A 19,790-nucleotide genomic window follows, 5' to 3' on the forward strand; every position below is an offset into this window, starting at 1 on the left:
CCGGATCCGGTCCCGGCATGCTATGGAGCGCCATGCGTTCCGATATCGATCTCGGCCTGACCGGCGGGCAGCCGGCGCTCCTCGACCTCACCGAACTGCTGGCCACCCGGCTCCTGGTCCAGGGCAATTCGGGCTCGGGCAAGTCGCACCTGCTCCGGCGCCTGCTGGAGCAGAGCGCCGGGCTCGTGCAGCAGGCGGTGATCGATCCCGAAGGCGATTTCGCCAGCCTCGCCGACCGCTACGGCCACGTGGTCGTGGAAGCCGACGGCGACGACGTGGCGCTCCAGCGCATCGCCGCCCGGGTGCGCACACACCGGGTCTCGGTGGTTTTGTCGCTGGAGAATCTCGACGCCGAGGGGCAGATGCGCGCCGCCGCGGCGTTCCTCGGCGGGTTGTTCGACGCCGACCGCGACCATTGGTACCCGATGCTGGTGGCGGTGGACGAGGCGCAGCTCTTCGCCCCCGCGGCGGCCGGCGAGGTGTCGGACGAGGCCCGCCGCCTGTCGCTCGGCGCCATGACCAACCTGATGTGCCGCGGCCGCAAGCGCGGGCTCGCCGGCGTGATCGCCACCCAGCGCCTCGCCAAGCTCGCCAAGAACGTCGCGGCCGAGGCCTCCAACTTCCTGATGGGCCGGACCTTCCTCGACATCGACATGGCCCGCGCCGCCGACCTGCTCGGATTGGAGCGCCGCCAGGCCGAGACCTTCCGCGACCTGCCCCGGGGCCATTTCGTGGCGCTCGGGCCGGCTTTGTCGCGGCGCCCGCTGACCATCGCGGTGGGTCCGACCCTCACGGTGAGCCGCAGCTCGTCGCCGGTGCTCGTCCCCCTCCCCGATCCGACCGAGGATGCAAGGGCGCTGATCCTCACGGCGAGCCCGGCCGACAGCCTGGCGCCGCCGATGCCCCGGCCGAAGCCGCGCCCGGTGGCGGCCCCGGACGTGCTCGTCCAGCTCGCGAGCTATCGTCCCCCGGCCCCGGCGGAGGAGCCCGAAGAGGAGCCGATGGATCCGGAGGCCCGCGAGGCCGCCCTGGCCGAGGTCCTGGCCTCGGTCCTGGCCGATGCCGACGCGGCCGCCTGCACCCCCGCGACGCTCTATCAGGATTTCACCGTCCGCTGCCGGATCCGCCGCCTGCGCGGCGACACGATGGGCCTGCCGGAATTCAAGCGCCGGCTCGCTGTGGCCCGGGCCGAGGCCGGCGGAGCGGTCGCCGACAATTCCACCTGGGAGCGGGCCCAGGAGATCGCGGCCGGCCTTCCGGACGACCTCGCCGGCCTGTTCCTGGTGGTCGCCCGCGCGGCGATCGAGGGCGCCCCCTGCCCCACCGACGCGATGCTGGCCGACGCCTACGGCACCAGCTCGGGCGGCCGCGCCCGGCGGATGCTGGCCTATCTCGAGGAGCGCGGCGCGATCGTCACCCGCAAGGACCTGCGCGGGGCGCCGATCATCGCGGTGCCGGATCTCGGGGTCGAGACCGGCCCGGGCGAGCCGCAGATGCTGCCCACCGGGCCGAAGCGGCGGGCGGGGTAGCGATCGTCAAGCGCTCCGTCATTGCTGTGGAGCGAAGAAAGCCAGGGACACGCCACATCTCGCGATCGCGCGCTGCCGTGGGTTGCTTCGCTCCGCTCGCAAAGACGGCGACGCATCTATGCGCTGCGCCGGCCTTCCAGCTTGGCGAGTTCCACCGCGGCGCGCAGCTCGATCTCGCCCATGAGCGCGTCGAGCCGCGGATCGCCCGAGGAGGCCGAGCGCTCGGCCAGACGGCCTGCGATGGCGCGCAGATCCTGCGGGGCGACGCGGCCGCCGAGGAGCGCGGCCTTGAGCCGGTCGAGGCCGTCGAGGAGATCGTGGCCGCGCTTGGCCGCGCGGCGGCGGCGCTCCTGCGGAGTCTCGGCCTCGCCCTGAAGCAGCAGCACCGCGTCGAGCCCGGCCAGAGTCGCCGCCGCGGCCGGCGCGCCGGTGCCCGAGGCGGAGGCCGGCGCCGCATCGAGGCTGAAGCCGCGACCGCCCTCGACCCGGACCTTGGCCGCGACGCCACCGGCATTCTGGATCGGCTGGCGAGTCTCGACGCGCATGATCGTGTTCGTGTCGCTCCGGGCGCCCCTGCGCTTCCCGGACACTCGGCCGGCAGGGTTAAGCACCGGTAAACAGGGCGGCAGAACCTGCCGGGTCGGCATGTTCGGTGCCGGTCGATCAAACCATCCCGCCGCAGGCCGGCCAAATAATGATCCATTCGGCCAAATAGTTAGGCGAAACGTCCGGCTGGCACGGGGCTGGCAGGAGGGGAGCAGGTCCGTTCACCCTCGAAAAACCCGGCATGCGCCCGAGCCACCCTTTCCGTCTCATCGCATCGGCCTTCGCGGCGCTGGTCGTCGGCGCGCTGCTGCTGGCGGCTGCCGGCAGCCCGGCGCTGGCCCTGTCGCGGGTGAAGGACCTCGCCTCGATCGAGGGCGTGCGCCAGAACCAGCTCGTCGGCTACGGCATCGTGGTCGGCCTCAACGGCACCGGCGACACGCTCAACAACATCCCGTTCACCAAACAATCCCTGCAGGCGATGCTGGAGCGGCTGGGCGTCAATACCCGGGGCGCCACGATGCGCACCCAGAACCTCGCCGCCGTGATGGTGACGGCGAGCCTCCCGCCGTTCGCCGCGCAGGGCACCCGCATCGACGTCACGGTCTCGTCGCTGGGCGACGCCAAGTCCCTCCAGGGCGGCACCCTGCTGGTGACGCCGCTGCTCGGCGCCGACGGCGAGGTCTACGCCCTGGCGCAGGGCTCGGTGGCGATCGCCGGCTTCTCCGCCGAAGGCGACGCCGCCAAGATCACCCGGGGCGTGCCGACCAACGGCCGCATCTCCAACGGCGCCAATATCGAGCGCGAGATCGCGTTCAAGCTGAACGACGCCCGAGCCCTGCGCCTGTCCCTGCGCAACCCCGATTTCACCACCTCGAAGCGGATCGCCGCGGCGATCAACGACTTCATGGGCGCCGACACGGCCGAGCCGACCGATCCGGCCACCGTCACGATCCAGATCCCGGCCAAGTACAACGGCAACATGATCCGGCTGATCACCGAGGTGGAGCAGCTGAAGGTCGAGCCGGACCAGACCGCCCGGGTCGTGGTCGACGAGCGCTCCGGCATCATCGTGATGGGCCGCGACGTGCGGGTCTCCACGGTGGCGATCGCGCAGGGCAACCTGACGGTGACGATCTCCGAGCAGCCGCAGGTGAGCCAGCCGGCGCCACTATCGAACGGGCGCACCACCGTCGTGCCGCGCACCAGCCTGAAGGTCGATACCGGCGACGGCAACAAGCTGGCGCTGGTCAAGGAGGGCGTGAGCCTCCGCGAGCTGGTCGACGGGCTCAACGCCCTCGGGGTCGGCCCCCGTGACCTGATCTCGATCCTCCAGGCGATCAAGACCGCCGGGGCGCTCCAGGCCGATATCGAGCTGATGTGATTGTCGCGTGCATCGTCCCGAAAGGTGGTTGCCGGCTTTCGGAACGAGACGATGCCCCAGGAAGGACAGGAGGGCCCAATCATGCTGCCACTCGCCAATTTCGCGGCCACCGCGGCCGCCGGCGTCGGGAAATCCATCGCCGCGAGCGTGTCCGACGGCATCCTCAAGACCGGCAGCACCGCCAAGGCGCACAAGACCGCCACCGAGTTCGAGTCGATGTTCCTGGAGAACAGCCTCGACCGGATGATGCAGTCGGAGGGGACCGAGGGCCCGCTCGGCGAGAACGGCACCGGCGGCGGCGTCTACCGCTCGATGCTGACCAAGGAATATGCGGGACAGATCGTGAAGAGCGGCGGCGTCGGCATCGCCGATTCGGTGTTCCGCGAGATCATGAAGCTGCAGGGCGCGTCGAGCGATGGAGCCGTCAATGCAAAGGGCTGAGCCGCTGCGCGTCGGCGACCGGGTCACCGCGGAGGCGCTGGTCGGGGGCGTGCTCGCCAACATGGCCGCGCTGGAGGCGATCCTGGCCGAGGAGGCCGCCCATGTCCGGGCCGGGCGCCTGCGCGAGGGCCTGGCGGCGGCCGAGCCGAAGGCGGCACTGGCCGCGGCCTACATGCAGGGCCTCGAAGTCGCCAAGGCCAACGCCGTGGCACTCAAGCGCTTCAACCCGGACGGGGTCGAGACCCTCCGGGCCGCCCATCGCCGCTTCACCGCGGCGGTCGAGGCCAACCAGTCGGTCCTCGACAGCGCGCGATCCGTCTCGGAGGGGCTGATCAAGTCCCTGGCGGACGAGATCGGCCGGGCGCAGGTCCCGTCGGGCTACGGCAAGCAGGCCCCCGCCCCGTCCCCGTACGGGCGCGGCGTCCGCAGCGGGCCGTTGGTTCTGTCGCGGAACCTGTAGGGCCGCGCTCAGCGCCGGCCGTTGCCGATCCGCACGTAGGTCCGGACCTCGCCGAGATCGGTGTCGGCACGGTTGTCGATCGCCAGGCGGCCGGCAATCGCGGGCGGGCCCGCTGCGCCGGCGCCGTGTCCCGGGCGCAGGTCGGCGCCCGCGATCACCCGTCCGGACACGCGGATGCAGCTCGCGCTGCCGGGCAGGCGCATGAAGCCCGGCCCCTTCGACGGGCATGCCATCGCCGCCGCGGCGGTCGGGGCCTTCTCGAGCTCCCGGGCGGCGGCAGCGTTCGACGCCCCGACGAGGGCGGCGGCGAGAACCCAGCCGATCCGCTGTCCGGCCATCTCAGGCGGCCCGGCGCGACAGGTCCCGGTGCAGCAGATCGATGTAGCGCTCGACCTTGCCGATGAAGCCGTCGAGATCAGGTTCGAGCAACCGCAGCCGCGCGAGGTCGCGCAGCAGGATGTCGAGCGCAGTCGCGCGGTCGTCGGGCCGGCGGCAACCGTCGAGATAGGTGTCGATCGCCTGCTCGGCCATCACGATGGCGCCGATCTGCGCCGCGGCGCCCAGGCGGCGGATCGCGTGGACGGGTTCGGACAGCGCCATGCGGACCTCTCCTCGATCGGGCGATCGCACGACGCGCGACCGTCCGGCGCGATTCACCGCGGGAAAGCGGCAGGACTATGGTCGCGGCACCGAATACAGGCGTCAGCTGATGTAGTTGACCAGCGAGAGCTTCGAGAGCGAGGCCGTGACCTGGTAGCTGGCCTGAAGCCGGTTCTGGACGTCGAGCAGCTTGGCGACGACCTCCTCGGTCGGGGCCTGCTCGATCCCGTCGAGGGTGTTCTGGACCGTCGTCTGGGTGGCGGTGTTGGTGGTCTTGGCGTTCGACAGGCGCGTCGCCGCGACGCTGAGCTGCGTGACCGTGTCCTGGACGCTGGGATTGGTCTGGTCGGAGGCCGACAGCAGCGCCCCGGCCTTGCTGACCACCGTCTTATAGGTGGCGCTGGTGTTGGCGTCGCTCGTGGTCGGCAGCGCGTACGCCATGGTCGCGAGGCCCGCGAGCACGTTCTGGATCGTCTTGTCGTTGGCGCGGGCGCCGGTGCCGACCTGGCCGGTGGCGCTGACCTGGACCGACTGGGTGTCGAGCGCCGTGGTGGGCACGGCCTGGGTCGGGTCCGCCGGCGTCGTGTAGGTGTTCTCGCCCTGGTACCACAGCACCGTGTTGGTCGGGGTGGCAGCCACGTAGCCGGTCGGGTTCTTGGCCGCATCGTACGCGATGCGCTGGGGCATGATCCCGGTCCCCGAGGGACCGCCCCGGGCCGAGCCGGTGAAGAAGTCCTGGGTGACGGACGCCGTGGCGTTCACCGCCAGGGTGCCGGTGGCCGCACCCTTGAGGGCGTTGGTCAGCGTCGCGGACAGGTTCTTCATCGTGTCGGCCGCGGTGGCGCCGATGGCGAAGCTGGTGGTCGAGGTCGAGTCGGCGCTGGCGGCCGCGCTCAGGGTCACGGTGGTGGAGGTGCCGTCCGGCATCTTCAGCGCGAAGCTGACGCTGTCGCCCACCGCCGGCTGGCCCGCCAGACCGATGGTTAGAGCGGCCGGGCCGGTGCCGGTGATCGCGGCGTTGATCGCCGTCCCGGTGGTGGTGGGCGTGCCGGACAGGGTGAAGCCGAATCGGCCCCGGGTCGCGGCGTTCGCCTCGTCGGTCACCTGGACGGAGGTGGCGCTCGGCGCGGTCTGGGTCAGGCGGCCGTTGCCGCCCGGGCCCAGCTCCGCGGTGACGCGCTCGTTCACCAGCGCGGTGAGGCCGGCCAGCGTGTTGCCCTGGCTGTCGGTGGTGCCGTTGAGGATCGTGTCGGCGTCGAGCACCGGCTGGGTGGTGGCGTCGCGGCCGCCGAACAGGTAGCTGCCCGCGGCCGACTGGTTGAGGGTGTCCAGCGCCGTCTGCAGATTGGCAAGCGCGATCGAGCGGCCCGCCGTGGTGTTGGCCGCGATGCTCTGCAGGCCGTTGTTCAGGGCCGTGCGGGCGTCGGTGCCCAGCTTCGCGACCTGGGTCAGGCTGGTGACCGCGACATTGGTCCGGGTCTGGGCGGCGGTGATGCCGGCGCCGTAGCCGTCGAGCGCGCTCAGGGTCGCCTGGGCGGCGAGCGCCGTGGAGCGCCCGGTGCCGAGCCCGCCATAGGTCTGCGAGACCTTGCCGCTGGAGAGCTGGTTCGACAGGTCGTTCAGCTGGTTCTTCAGCGCCAGCAGCTGCGACGTGTTCCGGTTGGCGATGTAGGAGCCGGCCGCGAAGGGGGAGATCGTCGTCATGGTCAGATCTGCAGCAGCTGGTTGAGCATGTCGCGGGCGGCGGTGAGCACCCGGGCATTGGCGCCGTAGGCCGTCTGCAGGGCGATCAGGTTCGACATCTCCTGGTCGATATTGACCCCCGCCCCGGCGGAGAACCGGCTCTGCGCGGTCGAGAGGGCGGTCTGCTGGGTGTCGTCGAGGGCGGCGGCGTTCGAGGCCGCCGCGCCCTGCGAGGCGATCACGTCCTGGGCGAAGCCGACGACGCTCGCCCGGTAGGGCGCCGAGACGCCCCCGATCCCGCTCGACGACGAGAAGGTCTGCTGGGCCGAGGTCAGGGCGGTGAAGATCGCCTGCGCGCGGCCCCCCGAGGCGCTCTTGTCGGTGGCGCTGGAGGCGGTGAGCGCCGTGGTGTCGCCCGAGAGCGCCGGGTTGACCGAGATCCGCTGCGCGAAGCCGGTGAGCTGCGAGCCGCTGTCGAACGAGCCGGTGAACAGCCGCGGGGTCGGGGGCGGCGCCGCCGACACGTCGGTGAACAGGGCGAGCTGCGGGTAGCCCGTGGTCAGGTCGCTCGGCGAGGTCGGCTGTGTGATGCTGGCGGTCGCGGCGCTCGCGACCCTGCCGCCCGCCGTAAGCGTGAGCGTCGCATTCGCCGCCGTCGCAGGGCCGTTTGTGACGCCGAGCGCAGGGAGCTTATAGGGGGCGGACGCGGGATCGCTGTTGAACGTGTTCAGCGCGGCCTGGATCTGCGTGAAGTAGGTGGTCGGACCGCCGCTGGCGTTAAACGTCAGCGTCAGGCCGCTGGCATCCGTTGTCTGTCCGGCTGGAATGATCGTGCCGTTGCTCTGGGTCGTCGACGCGACCAGCGTCACGTTCCGCACCGTATTCGTGCTGTCGGTCACCTGAAAGGTCACCGAATTGCCGGGTTGCATCTTCGGCAGCGTGATCGTGGTGTCGCTGGCCGTGACACCGTTGGTGGTCGTGGTGTTGAGCGTGCCGCCGACGCTGGTGTTGGTCAGTGCGCTGGCGAGCCCCCCGGCCAGGTCGTCGAGCTGGCGCTGGGCCTGCGGCAGGATCTGGTCGCGCAGCTCGATCCCGGCCGCGAGGCTGCCCGACCGGATGGCACCGGGCGCGCCGAGGTCGATCTTGCCGCCGCCCGGGAGCGTCGCCGTGATGGTCCCGACCGTGCGCTGCGCCGGGTCGGTCGAGTAGGTCGAGTTGGGGTTGAGCGAGCCGTGGCCGTCGAAGGTCAGCACCGCCGCGCTGCCGCGGTCGACCAGGGTCACGCCCGACCGGGTCAGCACCGAGACCGTCCCGTCCCGCTGGTCCACGGTCTGGACGTCCATGTAGCCCGACAGCGTGTTGATCACCTGGTCGCGCTGGTCCTGGAGGTCGGCCAGGGACGCGGCGTCGGTGGTGTTCTGGATCTTGGCGTTCAGGCTCGCGACGCTGGACAGGAGCGTGCTGGCCGAGCGCGTGTCGGTGCCGAGCTGCGCCTCCACCCCGGTGCGCAGGTTCTGCACCGCGTTGGCGGCGCCGTTGATCTGGCTGGCCAGCGCCGAGGCGTTGCTCAGCACGGTGGTGCGGGCCGCCGCGGAGGTCGGGTTGGCCGACAGCTCCTGCAGCGACTGGGTGAAGGTGTTCAGCGTGCCGTCCAGCGCCGCCGCGCTGCCCGGCGCCCCGAACAGCGCGTCGAGCTGGGAGGCGATCCCGGCCTTGGTGCTGGTATAGGCCGCCCCCGAGGTCTCGAGCCGCAGCTGCTTGAGCGCGGCGGCGTCGAAGCTGCGGGTGATCGCCCCGGTGGCGACACCGGAATTGTTGGTCCCGGTGGCGACCGTCGAGAGCGTCCGCTTGACGTAGCCGGCGGTGCCCGCGTTGGCGACGTTCTGCGAGACGACGTTGATCGCCGCCTGCGTCGCCGCAAGGCCGGCGGTCGCGGTGGAAAGCGCGTTCAACGACATCTCACGGCCTCCGCGGTTCGGATTGCGTCCTCACTCAGCGGATCACGTTGAGCAGGTCAGACATCATCGTCTGGGCCGTCGACATGACGCGCGTGTTCGCAGAGTAGGCCTGCTGGGTTACGATCATCTTAGAGAACTCGCTCGCAATGTCGGTATTCGACTGCTCATTGCTCGCGCCCGTGATCGTGCTGCCGTTCAGCCCGACCAAAGCCGGCCCGGATTCGGCGGTCTGGAGGTAATTGCCGTTCGAATCGGCCTTGAGCCCGTCGGGATTGGCGAACTGGGCGATGCCCACCGTGGCGAGCCCCAGCACCGAGCCGTTCGAGAAGGTGCCGTTGATCTTGCCGTCCTCGCCGATCGCCACGCTGGTGAGCGTGCCGGCGCTGTTGCCGTTCTGGCTCAGCGTGTTCGTGGTCACGGCGCCCGACGTGTCGGCGTACTGCGTCAGGCCGGCCGTGCCGACATTCATGGTCATGTTCGCGAAGGTGTAGTCGCCCACCGTTACGTTGCCGAGCGGGACCGGGCTCGTCGTCGGCGCCGTCAGCTTGCCGGTGGAATCGAAGGTGAAGGCCGTGCCGACATTCTGCCAGGCCGTCGCATTCGCCGAGGCCGTGGGGTCGGAGGCGTAATAGAGGTTCCAGACCGCATCCTGCTTCGGTGTCGTCGAAGCGTCCTGCACTTTAGCCCAGCGCGTGCTCAGGGTTACCGGTGCTCCGGTCTGCGTGTAGGCGGTGATCGACGGGCCCGCGATGCTGTTATTGACGAATGTCCCAGGAGCCGTTGGATCGACCTTGGGATCAATCGAGGGACCGGGCAAGGTCGCGCCTGTGAGGACCACGGCCGCCGGAAGCTGGTTGTAGACGTCGGACCCGGAAGTCGCCGACGCGGTGGTGGCCGGCGTCGCCGGCAGGTTGGCCGCGTAGGTCAGCGACGTGGTCGGCTGGGCCGGAAGCGACGTGTCGCCGATCCGCAGCAGCCCGGTGCTGGTCGCCTGGCCGGTGACTGGATCGAGGTTGGTGCCGGTCAGGTAGCCGCCGGCGCCGTTGACCAGGTAGCCGTCCTTGTCCTTCGCGAAGTCGCCCCGGCGCGTGTAGACGTTCGTGCCGCTGAAGGTGGCCGCGCCGTTCGAATCGCCGGTCTTGCGCACTACGGTGAAGAAGCCGTCGCCGTTGATCGCCATGTTGGTCGGGACGCTCGACGCCACGACGTTGCCGGCGATCGTGTTGGTCAGCTGCGACTGCGCCAGGACCGAGCCGGCGACCTCGCGCTTCGGCGTGGTCTCGGACATCATGTCGACGAAGCTGGTGTCGATTCGCTTGAATCCGGTCGTCTGCGAGTTCGCGATATTCCCGGAGATGTTGCTGATGGCGTAGGATTGCGCCTGCAGTCCGGAGACCGAGGTCTGCAGGGCGGTAAAAAGATCCATGGCATGCGATCCCGATACGCGCCGCACTGGCCCGCAGGATCAAGGGACCGCAACCGCCGTGCCAGAGCTAAGCCCTTGATTCGTCAGGCACGGGCCGCCGCCGGCCCGGCAGCCCTCGCCGAGTGGGGATGCCGGCCCGGCAGATTCTGCCGGATCAAGGCTGCACCGGTCCGGCGCGCAGGCCGGCGGGCGTTTACGGGGTGTTATCCGGCGCGGGCGAAGATCGTCGACGGGGCAATCTGGGTGGGGCGCGTCCCGCCCGAACGCACACGCGATACGGATTTCGGATCTAGAGGTCATGCGGGCGAAACGGACGAGCCTCGTCCACATCATCTACTTCTCGCGCCTCACTCTGTCGGCGGATCCGGCGAAGCGATCGGAGCAGATCGCCGAGATCGGCCGCGTCGCGCAGAAGAAGAACGAATTCTCGGTGATCACCAGCTTCATGATCGTCGAGGGCAATTTCGCCTGCCAGGTGATCGAGGGCGAGCGCTCCTCGGTCCACGAGACTTTCGACCGGGTCAGCGCCGACCAGCGCCACCGGGATGTGCAGATCAACGAGTGGCGGGAGATCGCCAAGCGGGAATTCGTCCACTCCTTCAAGAGCGCCCAGCGCAACACGGCGAATGACGGCCTGTTCGCCAAGGCCAATCTGCTGCCGATGCTCCAGCGCGGGACCCCGAAGGCGACCGCGATCCACGGGCTCTGCCTGGCGCTCCAGAACGACGCGATGTCCCGCCAGGGCATCGACCACCTCTTCATCTGAGCCGAGCGATGTCCGAGAGCGATACGCCCCCGATCCTCATCGTCGACGACCAGGAGAAGCTCCTGCGTCTCGTGGTGATGCTGATGACCCGGATCGGCTTCCCCGACGTCGAGGGGGTGACCACGGCCGCCGAGGCCCTGGAACGGCTGCGCACGCGCCGCTACGCCCTGGTGATCTCCGACCTCACCATGGAGCCCATGGACGGGCTGGCCCTGCTGCGCGAGATCCGCGGCGACGACGCGCTGATGAACACGCCCTTCATGCTCACCGAATCGTCCTTCGACTTCGAGGACATCAACCTCGCCCACCAGGCGGGCGCGGACGCCTTCATCCTCAAGCCGTTCGACATGGCGGTGCTGAAGAGCAAGCTGAAACAGGTGCTCAACCGCAAGCCGCGCAAGCGCGACGCTCCGATCGCGGCGGAATCGACGCTCACCGTGGATTTCCCGATGCTCGGGAAGTTCTGAGGCGCTTGGCAGGGTTTCCCCGTCGCCGGCTCATCCACTCCGTCCTCCCGGGGCCGCGCAGCGGAGCCCGGGATCCAGGACCGCCGACAGACCGCGGTTTCACGGCACCGGCGGCTTATCCCGGCCAATCCCGTGACCCCGAGCTGCGGCGCCGCAGCCGGGGAGGGCGCCTCCCGGAATCCCATGGCTGGCCGGAGGCCTCCGTCGAGGCCCGCTGACGCGGGCACCTCAGGATCAGGGGGATGATGGAAGTGATCCGGTGACAGCGGCGGTCCGGGTACGGCCGCAGATCACAGGTCGCCGTGTCCGATCATCGCTGACCTGAGGGGGAAGCGAGACGCCCCCACCCCAAAGGAATCACGCCGCCCGCTTCTGGTAATCCTTCACGTCGGTGAAGCGCACCGCCGGGTAGCGCTCCTCCTCGTAGCGGAGCGAGAACGCCGTGGTCGCCATGAAGACCGGCGCGCCGTCGAGGTCCTTGGCCATGGCCGAGCCGTGGCTGTCGACGAACTTGTCGAGCTCGACCTCGGAATCCGAGGACACCCAGCGGCAGACCGAGAAGCGCGAGGTCTCGTAATCCACCGGCAGGCCGTACTCGGCCTGGAGGCGCTCCTTCAGCACGTCGAGCTGGAGCGCGCCGACCACGCCGACGATCGCCTGGCTGCCGTCCTGGGGCACGAACACCTGGACGACGCCCTCCTCGCCCATCTGCTGCAACGCCTCGCGCAGCTTCTTGGCCTTCATGGCGTCGGTGAGCTTGATCCGCCGGAGGATTTCCGGGGCGAAGCTCGGAACGCCGCGGAACAGCAGATCCTCGCCCTCGGTGAGCGTGTCGCCGATCCGCAGGGTGCCGTGGTTCGGGATGCCGACCACGTCGCCGGCAAAGGCCTCGTCCGCGATGGCGCGGTCCTGCGCGAAGAAGAATTGCGGCGCCGAGAGCGAGATCGGCTTGCCGGTGCGCACCAGCCGGGCCTTCATGCCCCGGCTGAGCTTGCCCGAGCAGACCCGCATGAAGGCGATCCGGTCCCGGTGGTTCGGGTCCATGTTCGCCTGGATCTTGAACACGAAGCCGGTCATGCGCGGCTCGGTCGGCTCGACCAGGCGCTTGTCGGCATCCTGACCGCGCGGCGGCGGCGCCACCTTGGCGAGGCCGTCGATGAGGTCGCGCACGCCGAAATTGCGCAGCGCCGAGCCGAAGAACACCGGCGTCAGGTGGCCCTCGCGGAACGCGTCGAGATCGAACGGCTTCAGCCCGCCCTCGGCCAGCTCCACCTCCTCGCGCCACGCATCGGCGGCGCCGTTCTCGGTGAGCAGCTCGTCGAATAGCGGGTCCTGGGGGCCCGACACCGCGACCATGCCGGCATCCTCGGCGGCGTCGAGCCGGCGCACGCGGTTGCCGCCGAGCTCATAGGTCCCGGAGAAGTTGCGGCCGGTGCCGATCGGCCAGGTGACCGGGGCGACGTCCAGCGCCAGCGTCTTCTCGATCTCGTCGAGCAGCTCGAACGGGTCGCGGGCCTCGCGGTCGAGCTTGTTGACGAAGGTGACGATCGGGATGTCGCGCAGCCGGCAGACCTCGAACAGCTTGCGCGTGCGCGCCTCGATGCCCTTCGCGGCGTCGATCACCATCACGGCCGAATCGACCGCGGTCAGCGTCCGGTAGGTGTCCTCGGAGAAGTCCTCGTGGCCCGGCGTGTCGAGCAGGTTGAAGACGCAGTCGCCGTACTCGAAGGTCATCACCGAGGTGACCACCGAGATGCCGCGCTCCTTCTCGATGCCCATCCAGTCGGACCGGGTCGAGACCCGGTTGCGCTTGGCCTTGACCTCGCCGGCGAGCTGGATCGCGCCGCCGAACAGCAGCAGCTTCTCGGTCAGCGTGGTCTTGCCCGCATCCGGGTGCGAGATGATCGCGAAGGTGCGCCGCCGCGCAACCGGATCGGCCGGCTTCGCTTCGGACTTGGTCTGCATCAGCATGGAGCGAACGCTCTGGGTCGGCAAAACGTGAGGGGCGTCGCCCGGCGGTGCCGTCACGGGCGAAGGTCTCCGGATCGTGTAGCGGCAAGCCCCGGCCTTGGCAAAGAACCGCCGCCGGAGCCCTTAATCTGCGGTACAGGCGCGCCGGATCAGGCTCGACCGGGCGACCAATTCTTCGGCGAGAGCACCGATGATGCGCACCGCACAGCTGTCCCTTCGCGTGGCCTTCGCGGCGATGCTGATGGCCGCCGGGCCGCTCGCCGCGCAGACCGGCCCGGCGCCGGCCGCCGATGTCGCGTTCCTCGACGCCCTGACCTGGGGTGCCACCCCGTCGGCCTTCGCGCAGCTGCGCCGGGAGGGCCGCGCCCGCTGGCTGCAGGCGCAGCTCCACCCGCCGGCCGAGCCGCACCTGCCGCCCGCCGCGCAGGCGCAGGTCGACGCGCTGACGCCCCCGGGAACGCTGCTCGAACGCGCCCGATCCCTCGAGGCGCAATCCAAGGCCGGCAAGGACTTGGCCGATCCGGAGGCCCGCAAGGCCGCCCAGAGCGCGTTCCAGGCCGCGCTGAACGATGCCGCCCGGAACGCCGCCTCCGCCTGGGTGCTGCGCGCCCTCTACAGCCCGGACCAGCTGCGCGAACGGCTGACCTGGTTCTGGTTCAACCGCCTCAACGTCCACCAGGGCAAGTCGACCCTGCGCGCCGCGGTGGGCGACTACGTCGACACGGCGATCCGCCCCCACGTCCTCGGACGGTTCCGCGACCTCTTGATGGCGAGCCTGCGCCACCCGGCGATGCTGCGCTACCTCGACAACGACGCCAACGCGGCGGGCCACATCAACGAGAATTACGCCCGCGAGATCATGGAGTTGCACACGATGGGCGTCGGCTCCGGCTATAGCCAGGCCGATGTCGAGGCCCTCGCGCGGATCCTCACCGGGGTCGGGATCGACCTGAAGCCCGAATCGCCCAAGCTCCGCCCCGAGCACGCCGCCGACTTCATCCGGGACGGCCTGTTCGAATTCAACCCGAACCGGCACGATTACGGCGACAAGACCTTCCTGGGCACGCGCATCCGCGGCCGCGGCTGGCCCGAGGTCGAGGAGGCGCTCGACCTGATCGCCCGGCACCCCGCCACCGCCTCCAGCGTCTCCCGGGCGCTCGCCACCTACTTCATGGGCCAGGCGCCGGACGACGCGCTGGTGGCCCGGCTGGCGGCGATCTTCACCCGCACCGACGGCGACATTGCCGCCGTGATGGAGGCCCTGATCCGCGAGCCCGCCTTCGCGGCGGCGCAGACCAGCGCCTTCAAGGATCCGGTGCGCTACGTCTTCTCGGCCCTGCGGATGGCCTATGACGAGCGGGTGATCCTCAACACCGGCCCGGTGCTCGGCTGGCTGAACCGCCTGGGCGAGGGCCTGTTCAACCGCTCGACGCCGGACGGCTACGCCCTCGACGCCGCCGCCTGGAGCGGCCCGGGCCAGCTCACCACCCGGTTCGAGATCGCCCGGCAGATCGGCTCCGGCCCGGCCGGTTTGTTCAAGCCGGCCGCCCCGGACCGGCCCGAGGAGCCGGCCTTCCCGGTCCTCGCCAACGCCCTCTACTTCTCGACGCTGTCGGGGACGCTGAGCGCCCCCACGAAGGACGCGCTGGCCCAGGCGGTCTCGCCGCAGGACTGGAACACGCTCTACCTCGCCTCGCCGGAGTTCATGCGATGAATCGCCGTGACCTTCTTCGCGCCGCCACGGCCCTCGGCCTCACGTCCGTGGCCGGCCGCGTCTGGGCGGCCCCGAAGGCGGATGCCCGCCTGCTGGTCGTGTTCCTGCGCGGCGCCTACGACGCGGCCAACGTGGTGATCCCCACGGGCAGCGCGTTCTACTACCAGGCCCGGCCCAACCTCGCCGTGGCCAGGCCCGATCCCGGCAATCCGAACGCCGCGCTGGCGCTCGACGCCGATTGGGGACTCCACCCGGCGCTGCGCGACACGATCCTGCCGCTCTACGCCAAGGGCCAGGCGGCCTTCGTGCCTTTCGCCGGCACCGACGACCTGACCCGCAGCCATTTCGAGACCCAGGACACGATCGAGCTCGGCCAGACGGTCGGCGCCACCCGCGACTACAATTCCGGCTTCATGGCGCGGCTCGCCGCGGAGCTGACCCGGGTCCGGCCGATCGCCTTCACGGAGCAGATGCCGCTGATCTTCCGGGGTGGCGAGACCGTGCCGAACGTCGCCATCAACGGGGTCGCCAAGCCGGGTCTCGATGCCCGGCAGGCCAGGCTGATCGCCGCCATGTACGGCGACACCAAGCTGGCCGGCGCCGTGGCCGAGGGGTTTCGCGTGCGCGACGCGGTCTACACCACGATCTCGGACCATGCCGGACAGGCCGATCGCGGCGCGGTCTCGCCGAAGGGCTTCGAGCTCTCGGCGCGGCGCATCGGCCGGCTGATGCGCGAGACCTTCAACCTCGGCTTCGTCGATGTCGGCGGCTGGGACACCCACGTGAACCAGGGCGCCGGCACCGGCTATCTCGCCGACCGGCTCGGCGAGCTGGGCCGGGGCCTGGGGGGCTTCGTCGAGGAGATCGGGCCGGGCTGGTCCGAGACCGTCGTGGTGGTGCTGTCCGAGTTCGGCCGCACCTTCCGGGAGAACGGAAACCGCGGCACCGATCACGGCCACGGCAGCGTCTACTGGGTGCTGGGCGGCGGAATCCGGGGCGGCCGCATCGTCGGACCGCAGATGCGCGCCGACGCGGCGCATCTGTTCCAGAACCGGGATTACCCGGTGCTCACCAACTACCGCGCCCTGCTCGGCGGCCTGCTCCAGCGCCTCTACGGCCTGGATCAGGCGAGCCTCCACCGGGTCTTCTCCGGCGCCGAGCCTGCCGATCTCGGGCTGATCTGAGCGGCCGCCGTCGGGGCCCCGCGCCGATCAACCGCCCAAGGGGCGAGCTGGTCGGGAACCCGGCCTCAGGCGGCCTCGGCCGCCAGGGCGCGCAGGTCGGCGACGAGGGCGTCGACGCGCGCGGTCTCGGCATCCCAGGCGAACATGAACCGCGCCCCGCCGCCGATGAAGGTGTAGAACCGCCAGCCCCGCGCCCGCAGCCGCTCCATGGTCGCGGCCGGCATCGCCAGGAAGACGGCGTTGGCCTCGACGGGGAACAGCGCGCGGATCCCCGGGAGCCCGGCGACGGCATCGGCGAAGCGCCGGGCGCAGGCATTGCCGTGGGCGCCGTTCCGCAGCCAGGCGCCGCTCTCCAGCATGCCGACCCAGGGGGCGGACAGGAAGCGCATCTTCGAGGCGAGCTGGCCGGCCTGCTTGCACCGGAAGCCGAAATCCTCGGCGAGCTTGGGATCGAAGAACACCACCGCCTCGCCGGCATGCATGCCGTTCTTGGTGCCACCGAAGCACAGCACGTCGATCCCGGCCCGCCAGGTCATGTCGGCGGGGCTGCAACCGAGGCTGGCGCAGGCATTGGCGAAGCGCGAGCCGTCCATGTGCAGGGCGAGGCCGAGGTCCCGGCAGGTGGCCGACAACGCCCGCAGCTCGGCCAGCGTGTAGACCTGCCCGGTCTCGGTCGGCTGGGTGATCGTGACCACCCGCGGGCGCGGGAAATGGATGTCGCTGCGGTTGGTGGCGAGCCCGCGGATCGCCTCCGGGGTGAGCTTGCCGCCCTCGGTGCGCGCCGTGAGCAGCTTGGAGCCGTTGGAGAAGAATTCCGGCGCCCCGCACTCGTCGGTCTCGACATGGGCCGAATCGGCGCAGATCACGCTGTGGTAGGATTGGCACAGGGCGGCCAAAGCGAGGGCGTTCGCGGCGGTGCCATTGAAGGCGAAGAACACCTCGCACTCGGTCTCGAACAGGCGGCGGAACGCGTCCGCGGCCCGGGCCGTCCAGGCATCCTCACCATAGGCCGGCGCGTGGCCGCGATTGGCCGCCTCCATGGCGGACCACGCCTCCGGGCAGATGCCGGAGTAGTTGTCACTGGCGAATTGCTGCGAGTCGTCGTGTTGCATGGGCACAGCCTAGATCCGCGTCCGATCGCGTTGCAATCGGGCTCGGCGCCAAATCGAGGCGGAGCAGGGCTGGTGCGCGTGGAACCGGTATCCGACTCGCCGCCAGGGGTTTCGAGACCGCCACGGCGAAGATCGCTGCCGCGAAGATGTTGGAACTGGTTCGCGCTTGGTGTAGAAGGCGCGCCAAGGCGTGGGCTCCACGCCGATTCGGAAACCGACGTTCCCGTCCCTCCCGGGTTCTCCCGGGCGAGGGACGTTGCCGGTTTCCAGATCGGCGGCGGGCTGCGCGAGCCCCAAATCCAGGTCCAGAGGATCAAGTCCGTTGCAGGTACTCGTTCGCGATAACAACGTCGATCAGGCGCTCCGCGTCCTCAAGAAGAAGATGCAGCGTGAAGGCATCTTCCGTGAGATGAAGCAGCGCAAGGCTTATGAGAAGCCGTCCGTCCGCAAGGCGCGCGAGAAGGCGGAAGCCGTCCGCCGCGCCCGCAAGCAGGCGCGCAAGACCGCGATCCGCGAGGGTCTGATCGCCGCTCCGAAGCCGAAGCCCCGTTTCCCGGCCGGCAGCCGCCGCCCCGGCTTCCCGTCGCCGTCTGCCGCCGGCCCGCAGGGCGGCAACGCCGCCGGCCAGGTTCCGGTGAACCCGGCGCCCGTCGCCTAAGACGTTCGTCCCCGAACGGCAGGAGCCCGGACCGCGCGAGCGGCCGGGCTTTTTGCGTTCGATCATCGCTTGGAGCGTGAGAGTTCCGGGCGCGGCCGCAGCTGCGGATACCCGTAACCCTCCCGTCCGTTGTCAAGCTCCGTCATTGCGAGCGCAGCGAAGCAACCCAGGGCTGCGCGCCCTTCCCGAACGTGGCGTTCCCTGGGTTGCTTCGCTGCGCTCGCAATGACGGCAGAAGAGGCTGCAACCCACTGCCGGCAACCATCGTGTGCGGCTGAGCAGAATCGCAGCTCGCGCATCTGCGCCGGGACAGAGCCTCCGCGGAGCCCGGATACGCGGCCCCCTCCCCTCATCGGGAGGAGGCGCGCCGCACCCCCGTTTCAGGCCGCCTTGGCGGCCATCGTGGCGTGCTCGGCCTGGACCAGCACGTCGAGCGCCCGCCAGGGCTTCTGCATGTAGACCGCCTGGTTGGGCAGGCGTTCGTCGCGGCTCGCCCCGGAGGTGACGACCACGCGCACGTCCGGCCAGCGGCGCTCGACCGCCTGCGCGAGCGACACGCCGTCCATGGCGCCCGGCAGGCGGATATCGGCGAACAGCAGCGCCACGGTGACGTCGGACCGCTCCAGCACCGAGAGCGCGGCCTCGGCGCTCTCGCAGGCAATCACGCCGAGATCGCTCTCTTCCAGGACCGCGGTCGCGAGGTCGCGCACCGCCGCGTCGTCCTCCACGACAAGGGCCACGGGGGCGGAACACTCGGGCTGTGCGCGATCCATGTAAATCTCCTGTTCTGGTTTGCGTTCGCCCCCTCGACGGGTCGCGGCCTCATTGATGGACCGCTGATTCCCCGATTCGGCCATGGTGACCTGCGAGGAGCCGGCTCACAAGTGTCCCCGTGGTCGAGCCGTTCTTGCCCGCTCCGCGATCAAGCGGCGCCATTTTTGCTCGGATCGCCCGAAAATGGCGCAGCTGGGGCGCGGTTAAGAAACTGTTCACCCGTGTGGACCGACTGTTAATCTCATTCGCGGGCACCCGTTCCGTTCCGGGGGTGACCTTCAGCGGATCGCGCACGGACCACAGAAGGATCGACGTCCGACATGTGCCGTTTCCTCGCCTATAGCGGTGAGCCGGTCTTTCTCTCGGACCTGGTCTGCGCGCCGACGCATTCGCTGGTGCACCAATCCCTGCACGCCGACGAGGGGAAGACCGAGACCAACGGCGACGGGTTCGGCATCGGCTGGTACGGCGAGCGCCCGGAGCCCGGCGTCTATCGCGACATCTCCCCGGCCTGGTCGGACGAGAACCTGACCAACCTGTGCGGCCAGGTGCGTGCGCGGACCTTCTTCGCCCATGTCCGCGCTTCGACCGGCACCGCCACGGCCCGGGCGAATTGCCATCCGTTCGTCTACGGGCGGCACCTGTTCATGCATAACGGCCAGATCGGCGGCTATCACCGCATCAAGCGGCGGCTCGAGGCCCTGATTCCGGACACGTTCTACGATCACCGGCGCGGCAGCACCGATTCCGAGGCGATCTTCCTGCTGGCTCTGGCCAACGGGCTCGAGCAGGACCCGGTCGGCGCCATGGCCCGCACCCTGGAGACGGTCCGCGGCCTGATGAAGGAGGCGGGCGTCTCGGAGCCGCTGCGCTTCACCGCCCTGCTCACCGACGGCGAGACGCTGACCGCCTATCGCTGGGCCTGCGACGGCCGGCCGCCGAGCCTGTATTTCCGCGATGGCCCGGGCGGGATCGTCGTCGTGTCCGAGCCGATCGACGGCTGCCGCGAAGGCTGGCAGGTCGTCCCGAAGGGCGGCACCCTCCGGGCCCGGCACGGCAGCGCCACCATCGTCTCGGGCCCCGAGGCCATCCGCTCCCGCGCCGCCTGACCGGGTTTCGG

The 19,790-nt window shown here is 70.2% G+C and carries 19 protein-coding genes; 10 read left to right on the forward strand and 9 right to left on the reverse strand.

From position 1 onward, the window contains the following. Positions 1-32 precede the first annotated feature (32 nt). Positions 33-1,529 carry a helicase HerA domain-containing protein gene (locus BMZ47_RS14915; RefSeq protein WP_050733128.1) on the forward strand — a complete coding sequence of 499 codons (1,497 nt, stop codon included), beginning with the start codon at positions 33-35 and terminating at the stop codon, positions 1,527-1,529. A gap of 116 nt (positions 1,530-1,645) precedes the next feature. Here the strand turns inward: BMZ47_RS14915 and BMZ47_RS14920 are convergent, their stop codons facing one another. After that, positions 1,646-2,074 (reverse strand): flagellar assembly protein FliX, encoded by a 429-nt coding sequence (locus BMZ47_RS14920; protein WP_091863221.1) that lies wholly within the window; start codon positions 2,072-2,074, stop codon positions 1,646-1,648. 242 nt (positions 2,075-2,316) lie between these two features. Between BMZ47_RS14920 and BMZ47_RS14925 the strand changes: the two genes are divergently transcribed. The 3 genes from BMZ47_RS14925 to BMZ47_RS14935 all read left to right on the forward strand — a co-directional run bounded on the left by BMZ47_RS14925 (position 2,317) and on the right by BMZ47_RS14935 (position 4,357). After that, a complete protein-coding gene (locus BMZ47_RS14925) occupies positions 2,317-3,456 on the forward strand; it encodes a flagellar basal body P-ring protein FlgI (protein ID WP_091863222.1) in 1,140 nt (379 codons plus the stop codon). 81 nt (positions 3,457-3,537) lie between these two features. After that, positions 3,538-3,897, forward strand: a complete 360-nt coding sequence (locus BMZ47_RS14930; protein ID WP_007566429.1) for a rod-binding protein — start codon at positions 3,538-3,540, stop codon at positions 3,895-3,897. Beyond that, positions 3,884-4,357, forward strand: coding sequence for a hypothetical protein (locus tag BMZ47_RS14935; protein ID WP_050733131.1), 474 nt, complete (start codon positions 3,884-3,886; stop codon positions 4,355-4,357). Before BMZ47_RS14930 ends, BMZ47_RS14935 begins: the two co-directional genes overlap by 14 nt. A gap of 8 nt (positions 4,358-4,365) precedes the next feature. Here BMZ47_RS14935 and BMZ47_RS14940 read toward each other — a convergent pair whose 3' ends face one another. The 5 genes from BMZ47_RS14940 to BMZ47_RS14960 form a co-directional block, all read right to left on the reverse strand. Next, positions 4,366-4,695 carry a hypothetical protein gene (locus tag BMZ47_RS14940; protein WP_091863223.1) on the reverse strand — a complete coding sequence of 110 codons (330 nt, stop codon included), beginning with the start codon at positions 4,693-4,695 and terminating at the stop codon, positions 4,366-4,368. A gap of 1 nt (position 4,696) precedes the next feature. Beyond that, positions 4,697-4,957, reverse strand: coding sequence for a hypothetical protein (locus tag BMZ47_RS14945; RefSeq protein ID WP_091863224.1), 261 nt, complete (start codon positions 4,955-4,957; stop codon positions 4,697-4,699). 102 nt (positions 4,958-5,059) lie between these two features. Continuing rightward, positions 5,060-6,661: a flagellin gene (locus BMZ47_RS14950; protein ID WP_091863225.1), complete on the reverse strand. Its 1,602-nt coding sequence runs from the start codon at positions 6,659-6,661 to the stop codon at positions 5,060-5,062. 2 nt (positions 6,662-6,663) lie between these two features. Beyond that, positions 6,664-8,598 (reverse strand): flagellar hook-associated protein FlgK, encoded by a 1,935-nt coding sequence (gene flgK / locus BMZ47_RS14955; protein WP_091863226.1) that lies wholly within the window; start codon positions 8,596-8,598, stop codon positions 6,664-6,666. A gap of 34 nt (positions 8,599-8,632) precedes the next feature. Further along, positions 8,633-10,024 carry a flagellar hook protein FlgE gene (locus tag BMZ47_RS14960; RefSeq protein WP_091863227.1) on the reverse strand — a complete coding sequence of 464 codons (1,392 nt, stop codon included), beginning with the start codon at positions 10,022-10,024 and terminating at the stop codon, positions 8,633-8,635. Between the two features lie 298 nt (positions 10,025-10,322). Between BMZ47_RS14960 and BMZ47_RS14965 the strand changes: the two genes are divergently transcribed. Together BMZ47_RS14965 and BMZ47_RS14970 are read left to right on the forward strand one after the other, a co-directional pair. Continuing rightward, positions 10,323-10,790, forward strand: a complete 468-nt coding sequence (locus BMZ47_RS14965; protein WP_007566415.1) for a BLUF domain-containing protein — start codon at positions 10,323-10,325, stop codon at positions 10,788-10,790. An 8-nt stretch (positions 10,791-10,798) separates the two neighbouring features. Beyond that, on the forward strand, positions 10,799-11,257 hold the full coding sequence (locus BMZ47_RS14970) for a response regulator (protein WP_007566413.1): 459 nt from the start codon (positions 10,799-10,801) through the stop codon (positions 11,255-11,257). A 357-nt stretch (positions 11,258-11,614) separates the two neighbouring features. On the opposite strand, the gene BMZ47_RS14975 is transcribed toward BMZ47_RS14970, so the two are convergent. Beyond that, on the reverse strand, positions 11,615-13,228 hold the full coding sequence (locus BMZ47_RS14975) for a peptide chain release factor 3 (protein ID WP_007566411.1): 1,614 nt from the start codon (positions 13,226-13,228) through the stop codon (positions 11,615-11,617). Between the two features lie 190 nt (positions 13,229-13,418). Between BMZ47_RS14975 and BMZ47_RS14980 the strand changes: the two genes are divergently transcribed. Then, entirely contained in the window at positions 13,419-14,942 is a 1,524-nt protein-coding gene (locus BMZ47_RS14980; RefSeq protein WP_091863228.1) for a DUF1800 domain-containing protein, read from the forward strand. Then, positions 14,939-16,126 (forward strand): DUF1501 domain-containing protein, encoded by a 1,188-nt coding sequence (locus tag BMZ47_RS14985; protein WP_091863229.1) that lies wholly within the window; start codon positions 14,939-14,941, stop codon positions 16,124-16,126. The genes BMZ47_RS14980 and BMZ47_RS14985 overlap by 4 nt, the downstream gene beginning before the upstream one ends. Positions 16,127-16,191: 65 nt before the next feature. Here BMZ47_RS14985 and BMZ47_RS14990 read toward each other — a convergent pair whose 3' ends face one another. Continuing rightward, on the reverse strand, positions 16,192-17,238 hold the full coding sequence (locus BMZ47_RS14990) for a threonine aldolase family protein (RefSeq protein ID WP_091863230.1): 1,047 nt from the start codon (positions 17,236-17,238) through the stop codon (positions 16,192-16,194). Between the two features lie 322 nt (positions 17,239-17,560). Here BMZ47_RS14990 and rpsU point away from each other — a divergent pair, with 322 nt between their 5' ends. Further along, a complete protein-coding gene (rpsU, locus tag BMZ47_RS14995) occupies positions 17,561-17,896 on the forward strand; it encodes a 30S ribosomal protein S21 (protein ID WP_007566403.1) in 336 nt (111 codons plus the stop codon). A gap of 380 nt (positions 17,897-18,276) precedes the next feature. On the opposite strand, the gene BMZ47_RS15000 is transcribed toward rpsU, so the two are convergent. After that, positions 18,277-18,669 (reverse strand): response regulator, encoded by a 393-nt coding sequence (locus BMZ47_RS15000; RefSeq protein ID WP_007566401.1) that lies wholly within the window; start codon positions 18,667-18,669, stop codon positions 18,277-18,279. Between the two features lie 321 nt (positions 18,670-18,990). On the opposite strand from BMZ47_RS15000, the gene BMZ47_RS15005 reads away from it, so the two are divergent. Beyond that, entirely contained in the window at positions 18,991-19,779 is a 789-nt protein-coding gene (locus tag BMZ47_RS15005; RefSeq protein WP_007566399.1) for a class II glutamine amidotransferase, read from the forward strand. Positions 19,780-19,790 lie beyond the last annotated feature (11 nt).

The sequence above is a fragment of the Methylobacterium brachiatum genome, assembly GCF_900113845.1.
Classification (GTDB): domain Bacteria; phylum Pseudomonadota; class Alphaproteobacteria; order Rhizobiales; family Beijerinckiaceae; genus Methylobacterium; species Methylobacterium brachiatum.

Bases quoted from the DNA above. Each gene is read 5' to 3' on its own strand.
- BMZ47_RS14915 (WP_050733128.1), top strand. From the start codon at position 33: ATGCGTTCCGATATCGATCTCGGCCTGACCGGCGGGCAGCCGGCGCTC.
- BMZ47_RS14925 (WP_091863222.1), top strand. From the start codon at position 2,317: ATGCGCCCGAGCCACCCTTTCCGTCTCATCGCATCGGCCTTCGCGGCG.
- BMZ47_RS14930 (WP_007566429.1), top strand. From the start codon at position 3,538: ATGCTGCCACTCGCCAATTTCGCGGCCACCGCGGCCGCCGGCGTCGGG.
- BMZ47_RS14920 (WP_091863221.1), bottom strand. From the start codon at position 2,074: ATGCGCGTCGAGACTCGCCAGCCGATCCAGAATGCCGGTGGCGTCGCG.
- BMZ47_RS14950 (WP_091863225.1), bottom strand. From the start codon at position 6,661: ATGACGACGATCTCCCCCTTCGCGGCCGGCTCCTACATCGCCAACCGG.
- BMZ47_RS14970 (WP_007566413.1), top strand. From the start codon at position 10,799: ATGTCCGAGAGCGATACGCCCCCGATCCTCATCGTCGACGACCAGGAG.
- BMZ47_RS14935 (WP_050733131.1), top strand. From the start codon at position 3,884: ATGCAAAGGGCTGAGCCGCTGCGCGTCGGCGACCGGGTCACCGCGGAG.
- BMZ47_RS14945 (WP_091863224.1), bottom strand. From the start codon at position 4,957: ATGGCGCTGTCCGAACCCGTCCACGCGATCCGCCGCCTGGGCGCCGCG.
- BMZ47_RS14965 (WP_007566415.1), top strand. From the start codon at position 10,323: ATGCGGGCGAAACGGACGAGCCTCGTCCACATCATCTACTTCTCGCGC.
- BMZ47_RS14985 (WP_091863229.1), top strand. From the start codon at position 14,939: ATGAATCGCCGTGACCTTCTTCGCGCCGCCACGGCCCTCGGCCTCACG.
- BMZ47_RS14980 (WP_091863228.1), top strand. From the start codon at position 13,419: ATGATGCGCACCGCACAGCTGTCCCTTCGCGTGGCCTTCGCGGCGATG.
- BMZ47_RS15000 (WP_007566401.1), bottom strand. From the start codon at position 18,669: ATGGATCGCGCACAGCCCGAGTGTTCCGCCCCCGTGGCCCTTGTCGTG.
- BMZ47_RS14940 (WP_091863223.1), bottom strand. From the start codon at position 4,695: ATGGCCGGACAGCGGATCGGCTGGGTTCTCGCCGCCGCCCTCGTCGGG.
- BMZ47_RS14960 (WP_091863227.1), bottom strand. From the start codon at position 10,024: ATGGATCTTTTTACCGCCCTGCAGACCTCGGTCTCCGGACTGCAGGCG.
- BMZ47_RS15005 (WP_007566399.1), top strand. From the start codon at position 18,991: ATGTGCCGTTTCCTCGCCTATAGCGGTGAGCCGGTCTTTCTCTCGGAC.
- BMZ47_RS14975 (WP_007566411.1), bottom strand. From the start codon at position 13,228: ATGCTGATGCAGACCAAGTCCGAAGCGAAGCCGGCCGATCCGGTTGCG.
- flgK (WP_091863226.1), bottom strand. From the start codon at position 8,598: ATGTCGTTGAACGCGCTTTCCACCGCGACCGCCGGCCTTGCGGCGACG.
- BMZ47_RS14990 (WP_091863230.1), bottom strand. From the start codon at position 17,238: ATGCAACACGACGACTCGCAGCAATTCGCCAGTGACAACTACTCCGGC.